The following is a 15554-nucleotide window of genomic DNA, read 5'->3' as shown; positions in this document are numbered from 1 at the left end:
GCAATGGAACGGAATAGCGGCAAATCCCCCGGTGAATCGAAGGCACGTCCCGCCAAGGGCAAGACGGGCCTCAAACAGTTCGAGCGCATGCGCGGCGGACAGGCGCGGCAGATCTCGGACCTGATGCCCGAAGTCGGCCGCACCGCCTTCCGGCGTTTCGGCTTCGTGCAATCGAGCGTGGTGTCGCGCTGGCCCGAGATCGTCGGCGCCCGCCACGCACGCGTCTGCTCGCCGGAATCGATCCGTTTCCCGCCCGGAGAGAAGAGCGACGGCATCCTCCAGCTGGTCGTCGTGCCCGCTCATTCGCCGATGATCCAGCACGTGATCCCCGAGATCATGGACCGGGTGAACCGCTTTTTCGGCTACCAGGCGGTCGCCAAGGTGAAAATCCGGCAAGGCGAGGTTAAGCCGCCGGTTGCCACGCAGCCGCGCCCGTCCGCGCCGCCTTCGCTGAAACCGGTGCCGTTCGAACTTGGGGAATCGCTGCGCGACATCGGCGACCCGGAGCTTCGCGCGGTTCTCGAATCGCTGGCGCGCAGCATGGGCGCCGCCGAAAGCCAAAGTGCAAACAAGCCTGACAGTCAGGAAGACAAGTGATGACCAAGACCGTCTTTCGCGCCGTGGCGCTTGCCGCCTGCGCCGTTCTCAGCATGGCCGCCGCTCCCAAGGGCGCCGCGCCCAGGAAGGGGCTGCCCCCCGCCTCCACGAACTGGACCGCTGCCACCGCCGTCACCGCCGACGGCAGCCACCGGCTCGGCAATCCGGACGCGCCGCTCAAGCTGGTCGAATACGTCAGCTACACCTGCCCGCACTGCGCACACTTCCACAAGGAAGCGGACCCCGTGCTGCGCCTGACGATGGTGCCCAAGGGCCAGATCTCGGTCACGGTGACCAACTTCCTGCGCAACCCTATCGACCTCACCGTGGCCATGCTGACCAACTGCGGCGATCCCAAGCGCTTCTTCGTGCGCCACAACGCCTTCTTCGCCTCGCAGGACAAATGGCTCGCGAAGGCCGAGGCGACCAACCGCGAACAGCAGCAGCGCTGGTATCAGGGCGATTTCCCCGCCCGCATGCGCGCCATGGCGAGCGATCTCGGCTTCTACGACCAGACCGCTTCGTGGGGCCTCAGCCGCGCGCAGACCGACCAGTGCTTCGCCAACACCGCGATGCTCGACAAGCTCAAGGGCCAGCAGGGCGAAGTGCAGGCGCTCGGCCTGCAGGGCACGCCCAGCTTCACGCTCAACGGCGACCTTCTCGACGGCCACGACTGGGCGACGGTGTCCAAGGCGATCACCGACAAGCAAGCCCAGCAGCGCGCGGGCAATATTTGATCCACGAGCCCACCCCCGGCCCCTCCCGCATGCGGGAGGGGAGCGAGACTTGGCAGCTTGCTGCCTAGTCGCAGCGGGGTGGGTGAGCGGCACGCACTTCAGCTTGGGAGAGCAACATGACCGACCTTTCGCGTCGAACCCTCGTGAAATCGGCGGCAGTGCTCGCCGCCACGGCGCCGCTCCCCTCTCTCGCCCGCAGCGCGAAGACGCCCCGAATCGGTCGCTACATCGCCGTCCCGGAAAGCGGCGTCCATGCCTTCAAGGGCATCCGCTACGGCCGCGCCGAGCGCTTTGCCCGTCCGGTCGCCGAGCCGCTCGAAGGCCCTGCGATCACCGCCGCGAAGTTCGGCCCCATCTGCCCGCAACGCGCCATGGCGGGCGAGCCGCAGTCCGAGGACTGCCTGTTCCTCAACGTCTGGACGCCCGAGGCGGACCCGCGCGCGAAGCGGGCGGTCATGGTCTATTTCCACGGCGGCGCCTACACCACTGGCTCGGTCACCGATCCGCTGACCCACGGTGCGAAGCTGGCCGCCGACGGCGATGTCGTGGTCGTGACCGTCAACCACCGGCTCAACGCGCTGGGCTATGCCTGGCTGGGGCCCTTCGGTGCACGTTATGCCGATAGCGGCAATCTTGGCCAGCTCGACCTGATCCTCGCGCTGCAGTGGGTGCGTGATCACATCGCCGCATTCGGCGGCGATCCGGCGCGCGTCATGGTGTTCGGCCAGTCGGGCGGCGGCGCCAAGATCGCGACGCTGATGGCGATGCCTGCCGCGAAGGGCCTGTTCCACGCCGCCGCGACGATGAGCGGGCAGCAGGTGCAGGCCAGCGGCCCGGCCCATGCCTGGGCGCGCACGCAGGCGTTTATGGCGGCGCTGAAGCTCGCCCCTGGCGACGTCGAGGGCCTGCGAACGATGCAGATCGAACGGCTGGTCGAGGGTCTTGCCGCCACTGATCCCATCATGGGCGGCGGGGTCTACTTTGGCCCGGTGCTCGACATGACCAACCTGCCGCGGCATCCGTTCTGGCCCGATGCCGCGCCGCAGTCGCTGGGCGTGCCGATGATCCTTGGCAACGTGCGCGAGGAGACGCGCGCCTTCCTCGATCCGCGGGGGCCCAAGCTGCAGGGGCTCTCGTGGGAGAACCTTGCCGCGCGCATCGTGCCCGAGATCAAGATCGACCTCGACCCTGTCTGGGTCGTCGAGCAGTACCGCGCCCATGAACCCGGCTGGACGCCCGAGCAAGTCTACTACGCAGCCACCACGGCGGGCCGGTCATGGCCGGGGCAAGTGATCGAGGCCGATGCGCGGGCGGCGGCCGGGGCGGGATCTACGTGGGTGTACCAGCTCGACCGTCCCTCACCGACCGACCCCTTGCGCGGTGCGGCGCATACGGACGACATTCCCTATGTCTTCGGCACACTGGACGCGCCGGGCAGCTATTCGGGCACCGACGACGGGGCTCGCAGGCTGAGCGGGGCGATGATGCGCGCCTTCACCGGTCTGGCCAAGACCGGGCGACCGGGGCTGGCGGAGTGGTCGCCGTACCGCGTGCCCGCTCGCGCGACGATGGTGTTCGGCGATACCGTGCGCGTGGAGAACGATCCGCGCCGCTGGCAGCGCGAATTGTGGGCGAGGGCGCCCTACGTCCAGCCGGGGGTGTGAAGCAAATTCCTCCCCGAGCTTGTGTCGGGGAGGAATTTGCAGAATTCGTCGTGCCGAAACCTACTTGGCGGCGGGCGGGTTGGGATAGGCGATTACCAGCGAAAGCGGTTCCTCGCCCCGCTGCCAGATGCCGACCACGGCGCCGTCGTAGAGATAGGCGGTCATTCCCGGCGTGAGCTGCGCGCGCTTGCCGTCGGAGACGACTTCGCCCTCGCCCGAGAGCACGTAGTAAACCTCATCGTGCGCAATGGGATGCTCGCCGATCGCCGCGCCCTTGTGGAGGACGCGGCGGCGGAATTCCATCGTGCGCGGCGCTGGCGCTGCGTCGGAAATGCGATAGGCGGTGCTCATGCCGATGGCGCCGTGCGGAGGGGCTTCCTCGCGCACGGTGTCACGCTCGTTGATGACGGCCATCGCCGGAGCCGCCGCCAGCAGCAGGAGCGCCGCCCCGATCACTTCGCGTTCTCGCGCATGGCTTCGTCGCGGGCGGAGAGTTTCTCCTGCGCGCCGCCCTTCTGGCCGGGATAGACGCCGGATTTCGGCTCCATGGTCTTGAGGTTCCAGTCCTTGTCCACGAAGGGCGCGGCGGTCGGGCTGGGGTGCGGGTAGCCGCCGACGACCTTTTCGTCGTCGATGATCTCGCCGCGCCCCTCGGCGACGAAGAACAGTACGCGGATATCATCGGGCGCACGGTCCCACGGACGCGCGCCGACCGAGGCGAGCAGGCTGGTTTCCAGGTCCTTGGCGGGCATCACGTCGAGGCCGCCCAGGCTGGCCATCGGCGAATCCTTCTCGATCAGCTTCGCCTTGGTCACGCCGTAGCGGCCGAACATCGGCGCCGGGTTGCCCCAGCGATCGACGTTGATGTTGTCCTTGGAATACCACGCAAGATCGCCGTCGCCGCCCAGCGTCAGGAACGGCAGCCCGGGCGCGGTCGAATTGCCCGCGCGCATGACGTTGCCCACGGCGGTGATCTCGCCGGTGACGTAGTCGTGGCCGGCCCACTCCAGGTTCATCAGGTTGTAGTGCACCGCGCGGTGGCCGGGGTCGAAGATCATGTTGTTGACCATCAGCACTTGCGCGCCGCCCTTCACCAGCGGTGAACGCTCCATGTTGTGCGCGTAGACGTTGCGGTAGAGCGTGATGGCAGTGGCGTTGTCGTGGATCAGCGTACCCTTGGAGTGCTCGCCCTTGGGATGGCTGGCGTCGGCGAGGCCTTCGGCCGCTAGGTTCTCGCGGAACAGCACGTCATGGCTGGTGGCGGCGCGCCATTCCTTGACGGTCTTGCCGTTGAAACGGGGGCCGGAGGTCGACATGTTTTCGTCGATCGCCCAGAAGAAGCTGCAGTGCTCGACGATCACGTTGTGCGCGGCGACGGTGGAGAAGGCATCCGCCTCCCAGCCAGAGAGCTTGGCCTGGCCGTCCACCCCGGTCATCACGCGGATGTGGCTGATCTTGACGTCGTGGCCCTTGAGATCGATGCCGCCGCGCACGATCGTGATGCCCGGCGAAGGCGCGGTCTGCCCGGCGATCGTCAGGAAAGGCTCGTCGATGTTCAGGATCGTGCGCTGAAGGTCGATGACCCCGCCGACCTCGAAGACGATGATGCGCTTGCCCTTCGCCTCGACCGCGGCCTTCAGCGATCCGGGACCGTCCTTCGCGAGAGTCGTGACGCGGATGATGCGGCCGCCTTCGCCGCCGCGGGTGGGCTCTAGCGGGGCTGCGTGCAGCAGCGCCGGGGTGGAAGCAACCATCAGAATCGGAAGGACAATCTGGCTCGCGAGCCTGCGGATTTTCACTGTCGATCTCCCATTGGCGGAGCTTGTTGACTCCGAGTATTGACAGGGCGTTCTCCCTGCGTCACATATTGATGACACCGGTTACCAAGGATCGCAAGGATGATCTTCGGAACGGGTGGGGCGATTTTGGAGGTCGCCCGAGGTGCTCCGAAAGGGGCGGGAGTAGAGGTGCCGGAACAATGCGCGCGTTAGCCGCGCTTCCTTCTGACACCGGTATCATTTTTGACCCGCAAGGGTCGTGAGGGGATGTTGTCATGCGCCAGCATGTTACCGGAATTTCGCTTTTGAAGGCTGCCCTGTGCGCGGGCAGCGCTCTCGTGTCGTCGGCTGCGATGGCGCAGGACGCGGCGCCCGCGCCGCAGGACGCGGCGGATACCGCAGCTCCTGCGGACGAGACCGCGACTGCGGGCGACATCATCGTCACCGGCTTCCGCCAGTCTCTGCAGGCTGCGCTCAACGTGAAGCGCGAATCGATCTCGGCGGTCGATGCTGTCGTGGCCGAGGATATGGCAAAGTTCCCCGACCAGAACCTTGCCGAGTCGCTGCAGCGCATCCCCGGCATCTCGATCCAGAAGGACGGCGGCGAAGGCCGCGCGATCACCGTGCGCGGTCTCGGCGCGCAGTTCACCCGCGTGCGCGTCAACGGTCTGGAGACGATCGCCACCAGCTCGGACGGCGCCTCGGCCAACCGCGACCGCGCGTTCGACTTCAACGTCTTCGCCTCGGAACTGTTCAGCAGCCTCGTCGTCCACAAGACCGCCGAAGCCAGCCTCGACGAAGGCTCGCTGGGCGCGGTCGTGGACCTCAACACCGGCAATCCGCTGGCCGGCAAGAAGGGCCTGACCGCCGTTCTCAACGTCCAGGGTTCGTACAACGACCTGTCGAAGAACGTCGGCCCGCGGATGGCCGGGCTGCTGTCGTGGCGCAATGATGCGGGCACCTTCGGCGTCAACCTCTCGGCCGCCTACTCGCACACCGACACGATCGAGAGCGGCAACAACTCGGTGCGCTGGGCGCAGGCCTACTTCAATTCGGTGGACGGCAACCCGTGCTTCTACTCGGTCCCCGGCGCGACCGGCGGCAATCCGGTGAGCAGCGGCGGCAGCTATCGCCCCTCGGCCGCGTGCGACGAGGCTTCGCTCTCGTTCCACCCGCGCATCCCGCGCTACGGCGTCGTCGAGCATGATCGCAAGCGCCTCGGCCTGACCGGCTCGATCCAGTTCGAACCCAGCGACAAGACCAAGTTCTCGATCGACGGGCTCTATTCCTCGTTCAAGGAAACCCGCGCCGAGCAGTGGCTCGAAGTGCTCGCCCGTTCGAATGAACGCCGCTTCGACGTTGTGGACCCGGTCTACGACGACAAGGGCAACATGGTCAGCGCGACCTTCAACAACGCCTACGTTCGCACCGAAAGCTACCTGCGCAAGTCGGAAACCGAGTTCTGGCAGGTCGGTGCGACCTGGGACCAGGAGATCGGCGACCGCTTCCGCTTCACCGCACTGGGCGGCATGTCGCAGTCGAACGCCGACATCCCGGTCGAGACGACCTTTGCCTACGACAACCGCAACGCCAACGGTTTCAGCTACGACTACTCGGACATGAAGTCGCCGGTGCTGAGCTACGGCCTCGACGTGGCGAACCCGGCGAACTTCCAGCTGGCGGAGATCCGCGACCGTCCCTCTTACGTGAAGAACAGGTTCAAGACCGCGCAGCTGCGCACAGAGTGGGACCTGACCGACGGCTTCACGGTGAAGGCGGGCGCGGTGTGGCGTCGCTACGACTTCCGCACCCAGCTGTTCCAGCGCGACACGGCAGCTTGCGGAGCCAACGGTACGCGGGACCTGATCCTCGGCACCGTGACCTGCTCGTCCAGCGTCTACGGGTTGCCGGTCACCTCGGACATCTCGCAGCTCGTCAACCTGGGTAATGCGGGCCAGCCGAGCGGCACGACCAGCCAGTGGCTCGTCGCCGACATCGCCAAGGCGGCCGAATACACCAACCTCTACGGCCGCACCGCCGTCGAGGATCTCGGCAACAACCGCCAGGTGCGCGAGACGACCTCGGGCGGCTATGTGCAGTTCGACGTCAAGGGCGAGATCTTCGGCCTCGAATACGCGGGCAATGCGGGCATGCGCTATGCCCGCACCAACCAGGTCTCGACCGGCTATACCGCCGGCATCGCCAAGACCGTGGAACGCAGCTACGACGACTGGCTCCCGGCGATGAACCTCGCGTTCTACCCGCATCATGACGTGATCCTGCGCGGTGCCGTCGCCAAGGTCATCACCCGGCCATCGCTCGGCAACCTGAACCCGGGTGGTTCGGTGGACGGCTTCAACTACCGCATCACCTTCGGCAACCCCGAACTCAAGCCCTACCGCGCGACCAACTTCGACCTCTCGGTCGAATGGTACTTCGCTCCACAAGCGTTGTTCTCGGTGGCGGGCTTCGTCAAGAAGATCGAGAGCTTCCCGGTTGCAGGCACCTATGTCACCACGCTGCCGCAGCTGGGCTTCGATCGCTCGGTGCTCGGCGCCAGCACGCCCGCCTACATCAACTACGATCCCAATCAGGAATACGTCGTCTCCACGCAGGTGAACGGCCAGGGCGCGACGCTCAAGGGCGTGGAAGTGGCGCTGCAGCTACCCTTCACCTTCCTGCCGGGCATCCTCAGCCACACCGGCTTCCAGGGCAACGCCACCTTCATCAAGAGCAATGCGGACTATACCATCACCGGCCCCGCGACTTCGGCCTGCACCCGCAATGCGACCACCGGCGCCTGCGGCCTGAGCGGCGTCTCGGCGATCTACAACCAGACCCTGCTGGGCGTGTCCAAGAAGGCCTGGAACGCGACGCTGTACTACGACGACGGCAAGTTCAGCATTCGCGGATCGGTCAGCTATCGCGGGCCCTTCGTGGACGCTACCAGCGCCACCGGCAATATCTTCGAGGGCTACGGTTCGTACACCAGCGTCGATGCGGCGATCCGCTACAAGGCGACCGAATGGCTGGAGCTGTCGATCGACGGCAACAACCTGACGGATGAATATCGCTACCGTTTCAACGACGTCTACGCGAACCGCAACTACGAGAACAATCACTTCGGGCGCACGATCCTGTTCGGCGCGCGCGCGAAGATCTGATCTCCTCCCCTGACGCGGGGTTCGCGGGTTCCGGCCCGTGGACCCCGCTCCTTTTTGTTTTCCAAGGGAGCCCGGTGTGGATTTCGATCGAGAACCCTGATCACAGGTTCCCTTGCCGTTGCGGGACTGGCTGGAAGGGCCCCAAGTCCAGCCAATGCGCAGACGCCGCCTCCCGTCGCTTCCAAGGCACTCCCGCCCGGCCTTCCGCAGCCGACCGAGACAATCGACCTCTGGCCCAAGGGACCGCCTGCGCACCTCAAGGCACCGCTGACCGAGACGGTGGACGAGCGTTCCACCGACGCCCTCGTCACCGACCGTGCGGTCTACGGCGTGACTCGGCCGCGCATGGCGGTGTTTCGCCCGGACCGGCCCAACGGCGCGGCGGTGATGATCACGCCGGGCGGCGGTTACCGCTGGATCGTCGTCGACAAGGAAGGCTACGAGATCGCCCGCTGGCTGACCGCGCGCGGCTTCACCGCCTTCGTCCTGTTCTACCGCCTGCCGGGCGAGGGCTGGTCGAGCGGCCCCGACACCCCGCTTGCCGACGCGCAGCGCGCCATGCGCCTGATCCGCCACCGCGCGAAGGACTTCGCCCTTGATCCCGAGCGGGTCGCGGCGATGGGCTTCTCGGCCGGAGGGCACCTCTGCGCCGACCTTGGCGCGCGCTTCGCGGCCAAGGTCTACGAGCCCGTGGACGCCGCGGACAAGCTCTCTGCAAAGCCGTTCTGCGCTGCGCCGATCTACCCGGTGGTGAGCATGGACCCGGCCATCGCGCATCCCGGATCGCGTAATCTGCTGCTTGGCCCTTCGCCGAAGCCGGAGCTTGAGGCCGCGCATTCCCCCGACAGCATGGTCCCGGCCGATGCGCCGCCGCATTTCCTCGTTCATGCCGAGGACGACGATGTCGTTCCGGCGGAGAACACCGTACGCCTGCGCGCGGCGCTGAAAGCCCGCAAGGTGCCGGTCGAGGCCCACTTTTTCGCCAATGGCGGGCACGGTTTCGGCCTGCGCCGCGCCATCGGCAAGCCGGTCGAGATCTGGCCCGAGATGTGGCGGGCATGGGCGCGGACGGTCGGGTTCGGATAAGCCGTCGTCCCGGACTTGATCCGGGACCGCTGGTCGTGAACGGCCTTGGCATCGGCGGGGCGCCTTGCCGGAAGCGCTATCGATGCCCGCCTTGGCGTGATCGAAACGCTCTCCGTCATCCCCGCGAAGGCAGGGACCCAACTGATGCCCGTGCAAGAGGAGCCGTCAGGAGATGGGTTCCCGCCTTCGCGGGAATGACGGCGAATAATTGACCCGGATCAGGCCCGCACCACCATCGTTAACGCCTGTGTCTCACCCGGCTCCAGTACCGTCATGCCGCTGCTGACCCGTCCGAACGCATCGGGCATCGCTGTCGTAGGCTCAAGGCAGAGGAAGTCCTCCCCCGGCGGGGCGTAGAGATGCAGGAACCCGGCCTCGGGCGACGTCACACTGACGCTCCCAAGCCGCGCCTCGCCATGCCAGCCGAACCAGCAGTTGTCGGTCAGCACCGCCGGATCGGGCACCGCAGCGCCCGCGAAGTCTCCGAAGGTATCCGCAGGCGCAGCCTCGCTCGGGATCATCCGCGCGTCGCTGAGCCACACGCCCTCGGCGGAGAACGTCACCCACGCATCGGGTTCGCGCACGAAGTGGGGGTGTTGGCCCAGCGCACAGGGCATGGCGCGGTCGGACCGGTTGGTGACCTCCAGCGTCACATGCATCGTGCCGTCTTCCAGCACGAAAGTCTGCGTGGCGGACCAGTCCCACGGCCAGTGGGCATCGGTGGCATGCATGCAGGCCAGCACCGCGCGGTCGGCCTGCTCGTCTTTCACCATCCACGGCATGATCCAGCCGAGACCGTGGATCGGATGCTCGAAGCCCGCGACGTTGCGGGGGAGGGCATAGTCCTTTCCCGCGAAGGAGAAGCGCCCATCGGCAATGCGGTTGGCGTAAGGCACCAGCGGGAAGCAGGCGGTGTCCAGTGGGCTCGCGGCATCCACCGGCGTCGGGCGCAGGATGTCCTTGCCGCCGACAGCGAACGAACCGATCGACCCGCCCAGATGCGGCAGCAGCGTGGCTTCGCTGCTGCCCGAACGCAGCTGGATCAAGCGGCCATCTCCTCGAGCGTGCGGCCGCGTGTCTCGGTCACCATGGCGCGCACGAAGAAGAACGAGAGGAAGGCGCTGAGCGCATAGAACCCGTACGTCAGCGGCAGGCCGAGCCCGGCGGCCATCGCCGGGAAGCTGACCGAGATGCCGAAGTTGGCGATCCACTGCGCGAAGCCCGAGACCGCCAGCGCCGAGCCGCGAATCTGGTTGGGGAACATCTCGCCCAGCATCACCCACATGACCGGCCCCCAGCTGACGTTGAAGAACACGACATAGGCATTCGCGGCGATCAGCGCGACGGTGCCGACATTGTCCGAGAGGGTCAGGTGGCCATCCGTGAAGCTGCCGCTGGCAAAGCACATCGCCATCGTCGCCAGCGTCACCGCCATGCCCGCCGAACCGATCAGTAGCAGCGGCTTGCGCCCCAGCCGGTCGACCAGCAGCACGGTGACGAGGCAGGCGAGGATCGAGAGCGTGCCCGACAGGATGTTGATCAGCAGCGCGTCGCTTTCGGAAAAGCCGACCGACTGCCACAGCACCGCGCCGTAGTAGAACACGATGTTGATGCCGACGAGTTGCTGGAACACGGCCAGCCCGATGCCCGCCCAGACCAGCTTGCGCAGGCGGCCGGTCGCGGGGTCCTTGAGGTCGGCGAAGCTCGGCCGGTGGTGGTCGGCGGCGATCGAGAGGAGGCTGGCACGGATGTCGGCGATCATCTTTGCGGCCGTCTCGGCTCCGAAGATGCGGGTGAGCACGGCCTGCGCCTCGGCTTCGCGCCCGCAGGCGACGAGGAAGCGCGGGCTTTCCGGGATCATGAACAGGGCGACGAGGTAGATCACGGCCGGGATCACCTGCATCCAGAACATCCAGCGCCACGCGGGCAGGTCCAGCCACAGCGGATCGGTGCTGGAGCCCGCGTGCTTCGCCAGCGCCCAGTTGGCGACGAAGGCGCCGGTCAGGCCGGTGATGATCATGATCTGCTGCAGGCTGGAAAGCCGTCCGCGGATCGAGGCGGGGGTGACCTCGCTGATGTAGACCGGCGCCAGCACGCTCGCCGCGCCGACGCCGACGCCGCCGATGAAGCGGGCGATGACGAACAGCAGCGAGCTTGTCGCCGCGCCCGCACCCAGCGCGCTGACGACGAACAGCGCCGCGCCGATCATCATGACGCTGCGGCGGCCCCAGACGTCGGCGAGTCTGCCCGCCACGAAGGCGCCCACCGCGCAGCCCAGCAGTATCGCGCCGACGTTGAGCCCGGTGCCCAGCGCGGAGAGGTTGAACGCCTTTTCCAGTCCGTCCTGCGTGCCGTTGATGACGCCGCTGTCGTAGCCGAACATGAAACCGCCGATCGTTGCCACCGCAACGATCATGGCGACGAAGGCCATGTTGACCTTGCCGCCGTATTCCACGCCGGTTGGCGCGCTTCCCATGTCTATCGCAGCCATTCTTGCATCCTCATTGCTTGTTCTTGTCGTTACGGGCCGTTCAGACCGTGGGGTATCCTGGTGAGAGGCCGGGAACATCCACCGCGAAGGTGAAGAGGTCTCCGGCGTGGGGTTGAGCCGCCAGTTCGTCGGCCGACAACCCCTTGCGTGCCGTCGTCGCATAGACGGTGGTGAGGTCCGGGCCGCCGAACGCGATCTTGGTGACGTTGGCGACCGGGAATTCCACCCGACCGAGAAAGGTGCCATCGGGAGCAAAGCGGGCCACACCCCAGCCGCCGAACAGGCCGACCCAGACGGTGCCCATGCTGTCCACGGAGGGACCGTCGGGATAGCCCATGCCGTCCGGAATGCGCGCGAAGAGCCGTGCCTCGCCCGGATGCCCGTCCGCGCCGACGCTGGCGGACAGGATTACCCGCTCCAGCGTATCGACGAGGTAGGCCGTCCCGCCATCGGGCGAGAAGGCCGGGCCGTTGGTGATGACCATCGGTTCGGGCGAAAGCGCGGTGCAGGCGCCGCTGTGGAGGCGGTAGTAGCCACCGCTCGGCGCCTCCTCGGCATTGTCCATGGTGCCCAGCCACACCGAGCCGTCCGGGTGGACGGCGGCGTCATTGAGGCGGTTGCCGGGCAGGTCGGGCTCGACCGCGTGGAGCAGCGCGAAGGCGTCGTCCGCGAAGCGGTGCACGCCCGCCCTGGCGCCGACCAGCAGCGCGCCGTCGGCCAGCGGGATCACCCAGCCGGGCTCTTCGGGCGCATCGATCGTTTCCAATTCGCCATCCGCCGGATCGAAGCGGTGGAGCTTGTGGCCCTTGATGTCCACGAACCACAGGCAACCGCGCGCGGCGTCCCACACCGGACCCTCGCCCAGTGTCGCACCGACCCTGCAGGCAACCTGCGGAATCATCTCAGCGCCAGCCCGCATCGACGAAATACTCGTGCCCCGTACACATCCGCGCGTCGTCGGAGGCGAGGAACAGCGCCAGCGCCGCCACGTCGGCAGGCTGGACGCGCGCTTTCAGGCACTGCGCGTCGAGGATCTCGCGCTCGCCCTCGGGGGTGTACCACTTTTCCTGCCGGGGCGTCTGGACGTTGCCGGGCACGATCGCGCAGACGCGGATGTTGCGCTCGCCCAGTTCGCGGGCCATCGCGCGGGTCATGCCCTCGATCGCGGCCTTGGCGGTCTGGTAGAGCGAGAGCTGGTCGAGCGCGAGGTGCCAGCTGATCGACCCGAAGTTCAGGATCACGCCGCCGCCCGCCGCCTCCATGAAGGGCACGGCGGCCTGTGCGGCGAAGAACAGGTGGCGCAGGTTCACCGCCATGCGCTCGTCCCAGTAATCCGGCGTGACGTCGGCGATGGCGTGGCGGTCGTCGTTGGCGGCATTGTTGACCAGCACGTGGAGGCCGCCGAGCGCCTCATGCGCCGCCGCGACTTGCGCCTGCACGAAGTCGAGGTCCTTGAGATCGCCGGCGACGAAGCGGGGGGTGAACTCCACCGTGCCGTCGAGGCTCGCCACCAGCGCTTCGGAAGGTTCGGCGGCGATGTCCACGAAGGACACTTTCGCCCCCTGCCGCGCGAAGGCCTCGACCAGCGCGGCCCCGATCCCGGAGCCGCCGCCCGAGATGAACACCCCCTTGCCCGCAAGCGAGGGAAAGCGCGCGACCTGCGCGGTGGGGCAGGGGAGAGTGGTGGTCAACATGGAAGTCCTTGGTGAAATCGAAGAGTCAGGCAAGCGCGTCGGCTTTCGCCCCGATCAGCCCGCGCGTGGCGAGGTTGCGGTAGAGGGCGGAAATCCCGGTTTCCCAGGCAGGCGCATCGCGCGAGGTGGCGACGGTGTTGACCAGCGTGCCGAGGCGGTCGCTGGAGATCGTCACGACATCGCCGACCTTGTGGGTGAACCCGCGTCCCGGGGCATCGCGGTCCTGCGTCGGCGCGAACAGGGTGCCGAGGAACAGCACGACGCCGTCCGGGTACTGGTGCTCGGAAAAGCACTGGCGCAGCAGGTCGAGCGGCGGGCGGCTGATCTCCGACATGCGGCTCTCGCCTTCGAGCAGGAAGCCCTCGGTGCCCTCGATACGCAGCAGCACTTGCGCGGTCTCGACATCGGCGATGGTGTAGCCCGTGTCGAACATGCGCACGAACGGGCCGATCGCGCAGCTGGCATTGTTGTCCTTCGCCTTGCCCAGCAGCAGCGCCGAGCGCCCCTCGAAATCGCGCAAGTTGACGTCGTTGCCCAGCGTCGCGCCCACGGCCTTCCCGTGCGCGTCGGAGAGGATGACGATCTCCGGCTCCGGGTTGTTCCAGTGCGAATCCGAACGCACGCCGATCGTGGCGCCCGATCCCACCGTGGAGAGCACCGGCGACTTGGTGAACACTTCCGCGTCCGGCCCGATCGCGACTTCGAGATACTGCGACCACATGCCGTCCTCGATCAGCGCCGCCTTGAGCGCCGCTGCCTCCGGGCTGCCGGGCACGACCGAGCGGATCGAGCCGCCGATGCGCTCCTCCAGCCCGCCGCGCACCGCCTGCGCCTTGTCGGCATCGCCGCGCGCGCGTTCCTCGATGACGCGCTCCAGCGCCGAGACGGCGAACGTCACGCCCGCCGCCTTCACGCACTGCAGGTCGATCGGGCTGAGCAGGGTGGCACGGGCCAGAACGTCCTCGGCGGCGCCAAGGGCCTTGCCCTGCGCGGGATCGAAGGCGCCTGCATCGACGAGGCCGGCGACGGTGGGCGCGGCGCCGCTCATGTCGTAGACCGTGCCGCCGCTCAGCAGCACCGGCGTCGGACCCTCACCCAAGTCGAGGCGGCCGAGGAATAGGCCGTCCTTCCAGTCGGCAGGGAGCATATCGAGCGAGGTCATGCCGTTCGTCCTTTTTGTCTTTGGGGCCGTCGTCGTCCCGGGCTCGACCCGGGACCGGTGGCTGTCTTTAGGCGGGCGCTGCCGTGCCGGGCGCCCTGAAGCTGTGTGGGCTGGTCACGGCCAGCGGTCCCGGATCGAGTCCGGGACGACGATCACTTACAAAGCCTTGAACTTGAAGTTGCTAAAGCGTGCCTCGCCCTGTCCGGCCGAGTAGAGACCCGGCCGCAGCATCAGGAAGCCGCCGCGCACATTGTGGTGATAGCCGGAGACTTCCATGCCCCGGTCGAAGCGCTTCCACGTTTTCCCGCCGTCGCCGCTGGTGTGGAAGGCGACGATGTGGCGGTCGTTCCGCACCCGCATCAGCATCTTGCGGCCGTGATAATTGGTCGGGCGCCCGCGCTCCATGCCGTACTGGTGGGTGACGAACTTCGCGGCGTCGAAGCCCAGCCCGCAGTAGAGCTGCTGGTCGTAGAACAGCAGCAGGCCCGCAGTGACGCCGGGGTCGATGTCGATCTCGCACTGGAATTCGTAGGCCTGGTCGCCCGCGATCAGCAGCAGCGGCGAGGAATCGACCGGGGCCTTGCCGCTGGCGGTCAGGTGCAGCGTGTTGTTCGCCACCCGCGCCCGGTCGCGTTCGGTCGGCGAGGGCTTGAAGAAGTTCCAGCGTCTGCCGATCTCCAGCGCCGAGAAATCGTCCGACAGCGGCATCCCGTGTGGACCCGCCTTGCGGCCGCCCTTGGGTGCGCGGATCGGCTTCGACAGGTCGCCGCCCTCCATGCGGAACCAGCCATCGGCGGTCCAGCTGACGGGATCGAGCAGGGTCTGGCGGCCGAGCGTCCAGAAGTCCTTCTCGTAGCCGTGATAGACCGACCACCAGTCCCCGCTTGGCCCCTCGAACAAAGTGGCGTGCCCGCGCGACCACCACGCCTCGGACAAGTTGGTTGTGCGCACGATCGGATTGTGCGGGCAGTTCTCCCAGGGGCCGTGGATCGACTTCGAGCGCGCGGCGATCACCATGTGCCCGGTCGGCGGACCGGCGGGGGGGGGGGCGGGGGGGGGGGGGGGGGGGGGGGGGGGAGAAACCCCTCCGTCAGCCCTGCGGGCTGCCACCTCCCCATTCCTACGGAACAGGGAGGATAAAGCAGCTGCTTCCTACCCAAATCCGCCGTCACCCTGAACTT

Annotated in this window: 12 protein-coding genes and 1 pseudogene; 5 read left to right on the top strand and 8 right to left on the bottom strand. The window is 67.3% G+C overall.

Annotated features, from left to right (window positions below):
• Positions 1-3: 3 nt before the first annotated feature.
• The 3 genes from LH128_RS17510 to LH128_RS17500 all read left to right on the top strand — a co-directional run bounded on the left by LH128_RS17510 (position 4) and on the right by LH128_RS17500 (position 2998).
• Positions 4-597 carry a DUF721 domain-containing protein gene (locus LH128_RS17510; RefSeq protein WP_008831002.1) on the top strand — a complete coding sequence of 198 codons (594 nt, stop codon included), beginning with the start codon at positions 4-6 and terminating at the stop codon, positions 595-597.
• On the top strand, positions 597-1334 hold the full coding sequence (locus tag LH128_RS17505; RefSeq protein WP_008831001.1) for a thioredoxin domain-containing protein: 738 nt from the start codon (positions 597-599) through the stop codon (positions 1332-1334). The genes LH128_RS17510 and LH128_RS17505 overlap by 1 nt, the downstream gene beginning before the upstream one ends.
• Positions 1335-1450: 116 nt before the next feature.
• On the top strand, positions 1451-2998 hold the full coding sequence (locus LH128_RS17500) for a carboxylesterase/lipase family protein (RefSeq protein WP_008831000.1): 1548 nt from the start codon (positions 1451-1453) through the stop codon (positions 2996-2998).
• Positions 2999-3058: 60 nt separating this feature from the next.
• Here the strand turns inward: LH128_RS17500 and LH128_RS17495 are convergent, their stop codons facing one another.
• Both LH128_RS17495 and LH128_RS17490 read right to left on the bottom strand, forming a co-directional pair.
• Complete coding sequence (locus LH128_RS17495; RefSeq protein WP_037520020.1) at positions 3059-3412, bottom strand: cupin domain-containing protein; 354 nt, start codon at positions 3410-3412, stop codon at positions 3059-3061.
• Positions 3413-3450: 38 nt separating this feature from the next.
• Positions 3451-4752 carry a pectate lyase family protein gene (locus LH128_RS17490; RefSeq protein ID WP_327195206.1) on the bottom strand — a complete coding sequence of 434 codons (1302 nt, stop codon included), beginning with the start codon at positions 4750-4752 and terminating at the stop codon, positions 3451-3453.
• A 299-nt stretch (positions 4753-5051) separates the two neighbouring features.
• Here LH128_RS17490 and LH128_RS17485 point away from each other — a divergent pair, with 299 nt between their 5' ends.
• Complete coding sequence (locus LH128_RS17485) at positions 5052-7940, top strand: TonB-dependent receptor (protein WP_008830997.1); 2889 nt, start codon at positions 5052-5054, stop codon at positions 7938-7940.
• Positions 7941-8219: 279 nt separating this feature from the next.
• Entirely contained in the window at positions 8220-9026 is an 807-nt protein-coding gene (locus LH128_RS17480; RefSeq protein ID WP_008830996.1) for an alpha/beta hydrolase, read from the top strand.
• A gap of 218 nt (positions 9027-9244) precedes the next feature.
• On the opposite strand, the gene LH128_RS17475 is transcribed toward LH128_RS17480, so the two are convergent.
• The 6 genes and pseudogenes from LH128_RS17475 to LH128_RS17450 all read right to left on the bottom strand — a co-directional run.
• On the bottom strand, positions 9245-10072 hold the full coding sequence (locus tag LH128_RS17475) for an aldose 1-epimerase (RefSeq protein ID WP_008830995.1): 828 nt from the start codon (positions 10070-10072) through the stop codon (positions 9245-9247).
• On the bottom strand, positions 10069-11517 hold the full coding sequence (locus tag LH128_RS17470) for a sugar porter family MFS transporter (RefSeq protein WP_037520003.1): 1449 nt from the start codon (positions 11515-11517) through the stop codon (positions 10069-10071). The genes LH128_RS17475 and LH128_RS17470 overlap by 4 nt, the downstream gene beginning before the upstream one ends.
• 40 nt (positions 11518-11557) lie before the next feature.
• Positions 11558-12436, bottom strand: a complete 879-nt coding sequence (locus LH128_RS17465; protein ID WP_008830993.1) for an SMP-30/gluconolactonase/LRE family protein — start codon at positions 12434-12436, stop codon at positions 11558-11560.
• Positions 12420-13211 carry an SDR family NAD(P)-dependent oxidoreductase gene (locus tag LH128_RS17460; RefSeq protein ID WP_008830992.1) on the bottom strand — a complete coding sequence of 264 codons (792 nt, stop codon included), beginning with the start codon at positions 13209-13211 and terminating at the stop codon, positions 12420-12422. Before LH128_RS17460 ends, LH128_RS17465 begins: the two co-directional genes overlap by 17 nt.
• Positions 13212-13236: 25 nt before the next feature.
• Complete coding sequence (locus LH128_RS17455; RefSeq protein WP_008830991.1) at positions 13237-14373, bottom strand: fumarylacetoacetate hydrolase family protein; 1137 nt, start codon at positions 14371-14373, stop codon at positions 13237-13239.
• Positions 14374-14529: 156 nt separating this feature from the next.
• Positions 14530-15411, bottom strand: a pseudogene (locus LH128_RS17450) (family 43 glycosylhydrolase); the annotation flags it as partial.
• Positions 15412-15554 lie beyond the last annotated feature (143 nt).

Source organism: Sphingomonas sp. LH128 (genome assembly GCF_000293195.2).
GTDB classification, from domain to species: Bacteria; Pseudomonadota; Alphaproteobacteria; order Sphingomonadales; family Sphingomonadaceae; genus Novosphingobium; species Novosphingobium resinovorum_A.
This window is presented reverse-complemented; position numbering and strand designations above follow the sequence as displayed.

What these genes read in the sequence shown, in the direction of transcription:
- LH128_RS17510 (WP_008831002.1), top strand. Translation starts at nt 4, where the DNA reads ATGGAACGGAATAGCGGCAAATCCCCCGGTGAATCGAAGGCACGTCCC.
- LH128_RS17505 (WP_008831001.1), top strand. Translation starts at nt 597, where the DNA reads ATGACCAAGACCGTCTTTCGCGCCGTGGCGCTTGCCGCCTGCGCCGTT.
- LH128_RS17500 (WP_008831000.1), top strand. Translation starts at nt 1,451, where the DNA reads ATGACCGACCTTTCGCGTCGAACCCTCGTGAAATCGGCGGCAGTGCTC.
- LH128_RS17495 (WP_037520020.1), bottom strand. Translation starts at nt 3,412, where the DNA reads ATGGCCGTCATCAACGAGCGTGACACCGTGCGCGAGGAAGCCCCTCCG.
- LH128_RS17490 (WP_327195206.1), bottom strand. Translation starts at nt 4,752, where the DNA reads ATGGTTGCTTCCACCCCGGCGCTGCTGCACGCAGCCCCGCTAGAGCCC.
- LH128_RS17485 (WP_008830997.1), top strand. Translation starts at nt 5,052, where the DNA reads ATGCGCCAGCATGTTACCGGAATTTCGCTTTTGAAGGCTGCCCTGTGC.
- LH128_RS17470 (WP_037520003.1), bottom strand. Translation starts at nt 11,517, where the DNA reads ATGGCTGCGATAGACATGGGAAGCGCGCCAACCGGCGTGGAATACGGC.
- LH128_RS17465 (WP_008830993.1), bottom strand. Translation starts at nt 12,436, where the DNA reads ATGCGGGCTGGCGCTGAGATGATTCCGCAGGTTGCCTGCAGGGTCGGT.
- LH128_RS17460 (WP_008830992.1), bottom strand. Translation starts at nt 13,211, where the DNA reads ATGTTGACCACCACTCTCCCCTGCCCCACCGCGCAGGTCGCGCGCTTT.
- LH128_RS17455 (WP_008830991.1), bottom strand. Translation starts at nt 14,373, where the DNA reads ATGACCTCGCTCGATATGCTCCCTGCCGACTGGAAGGACGGCCTATTC.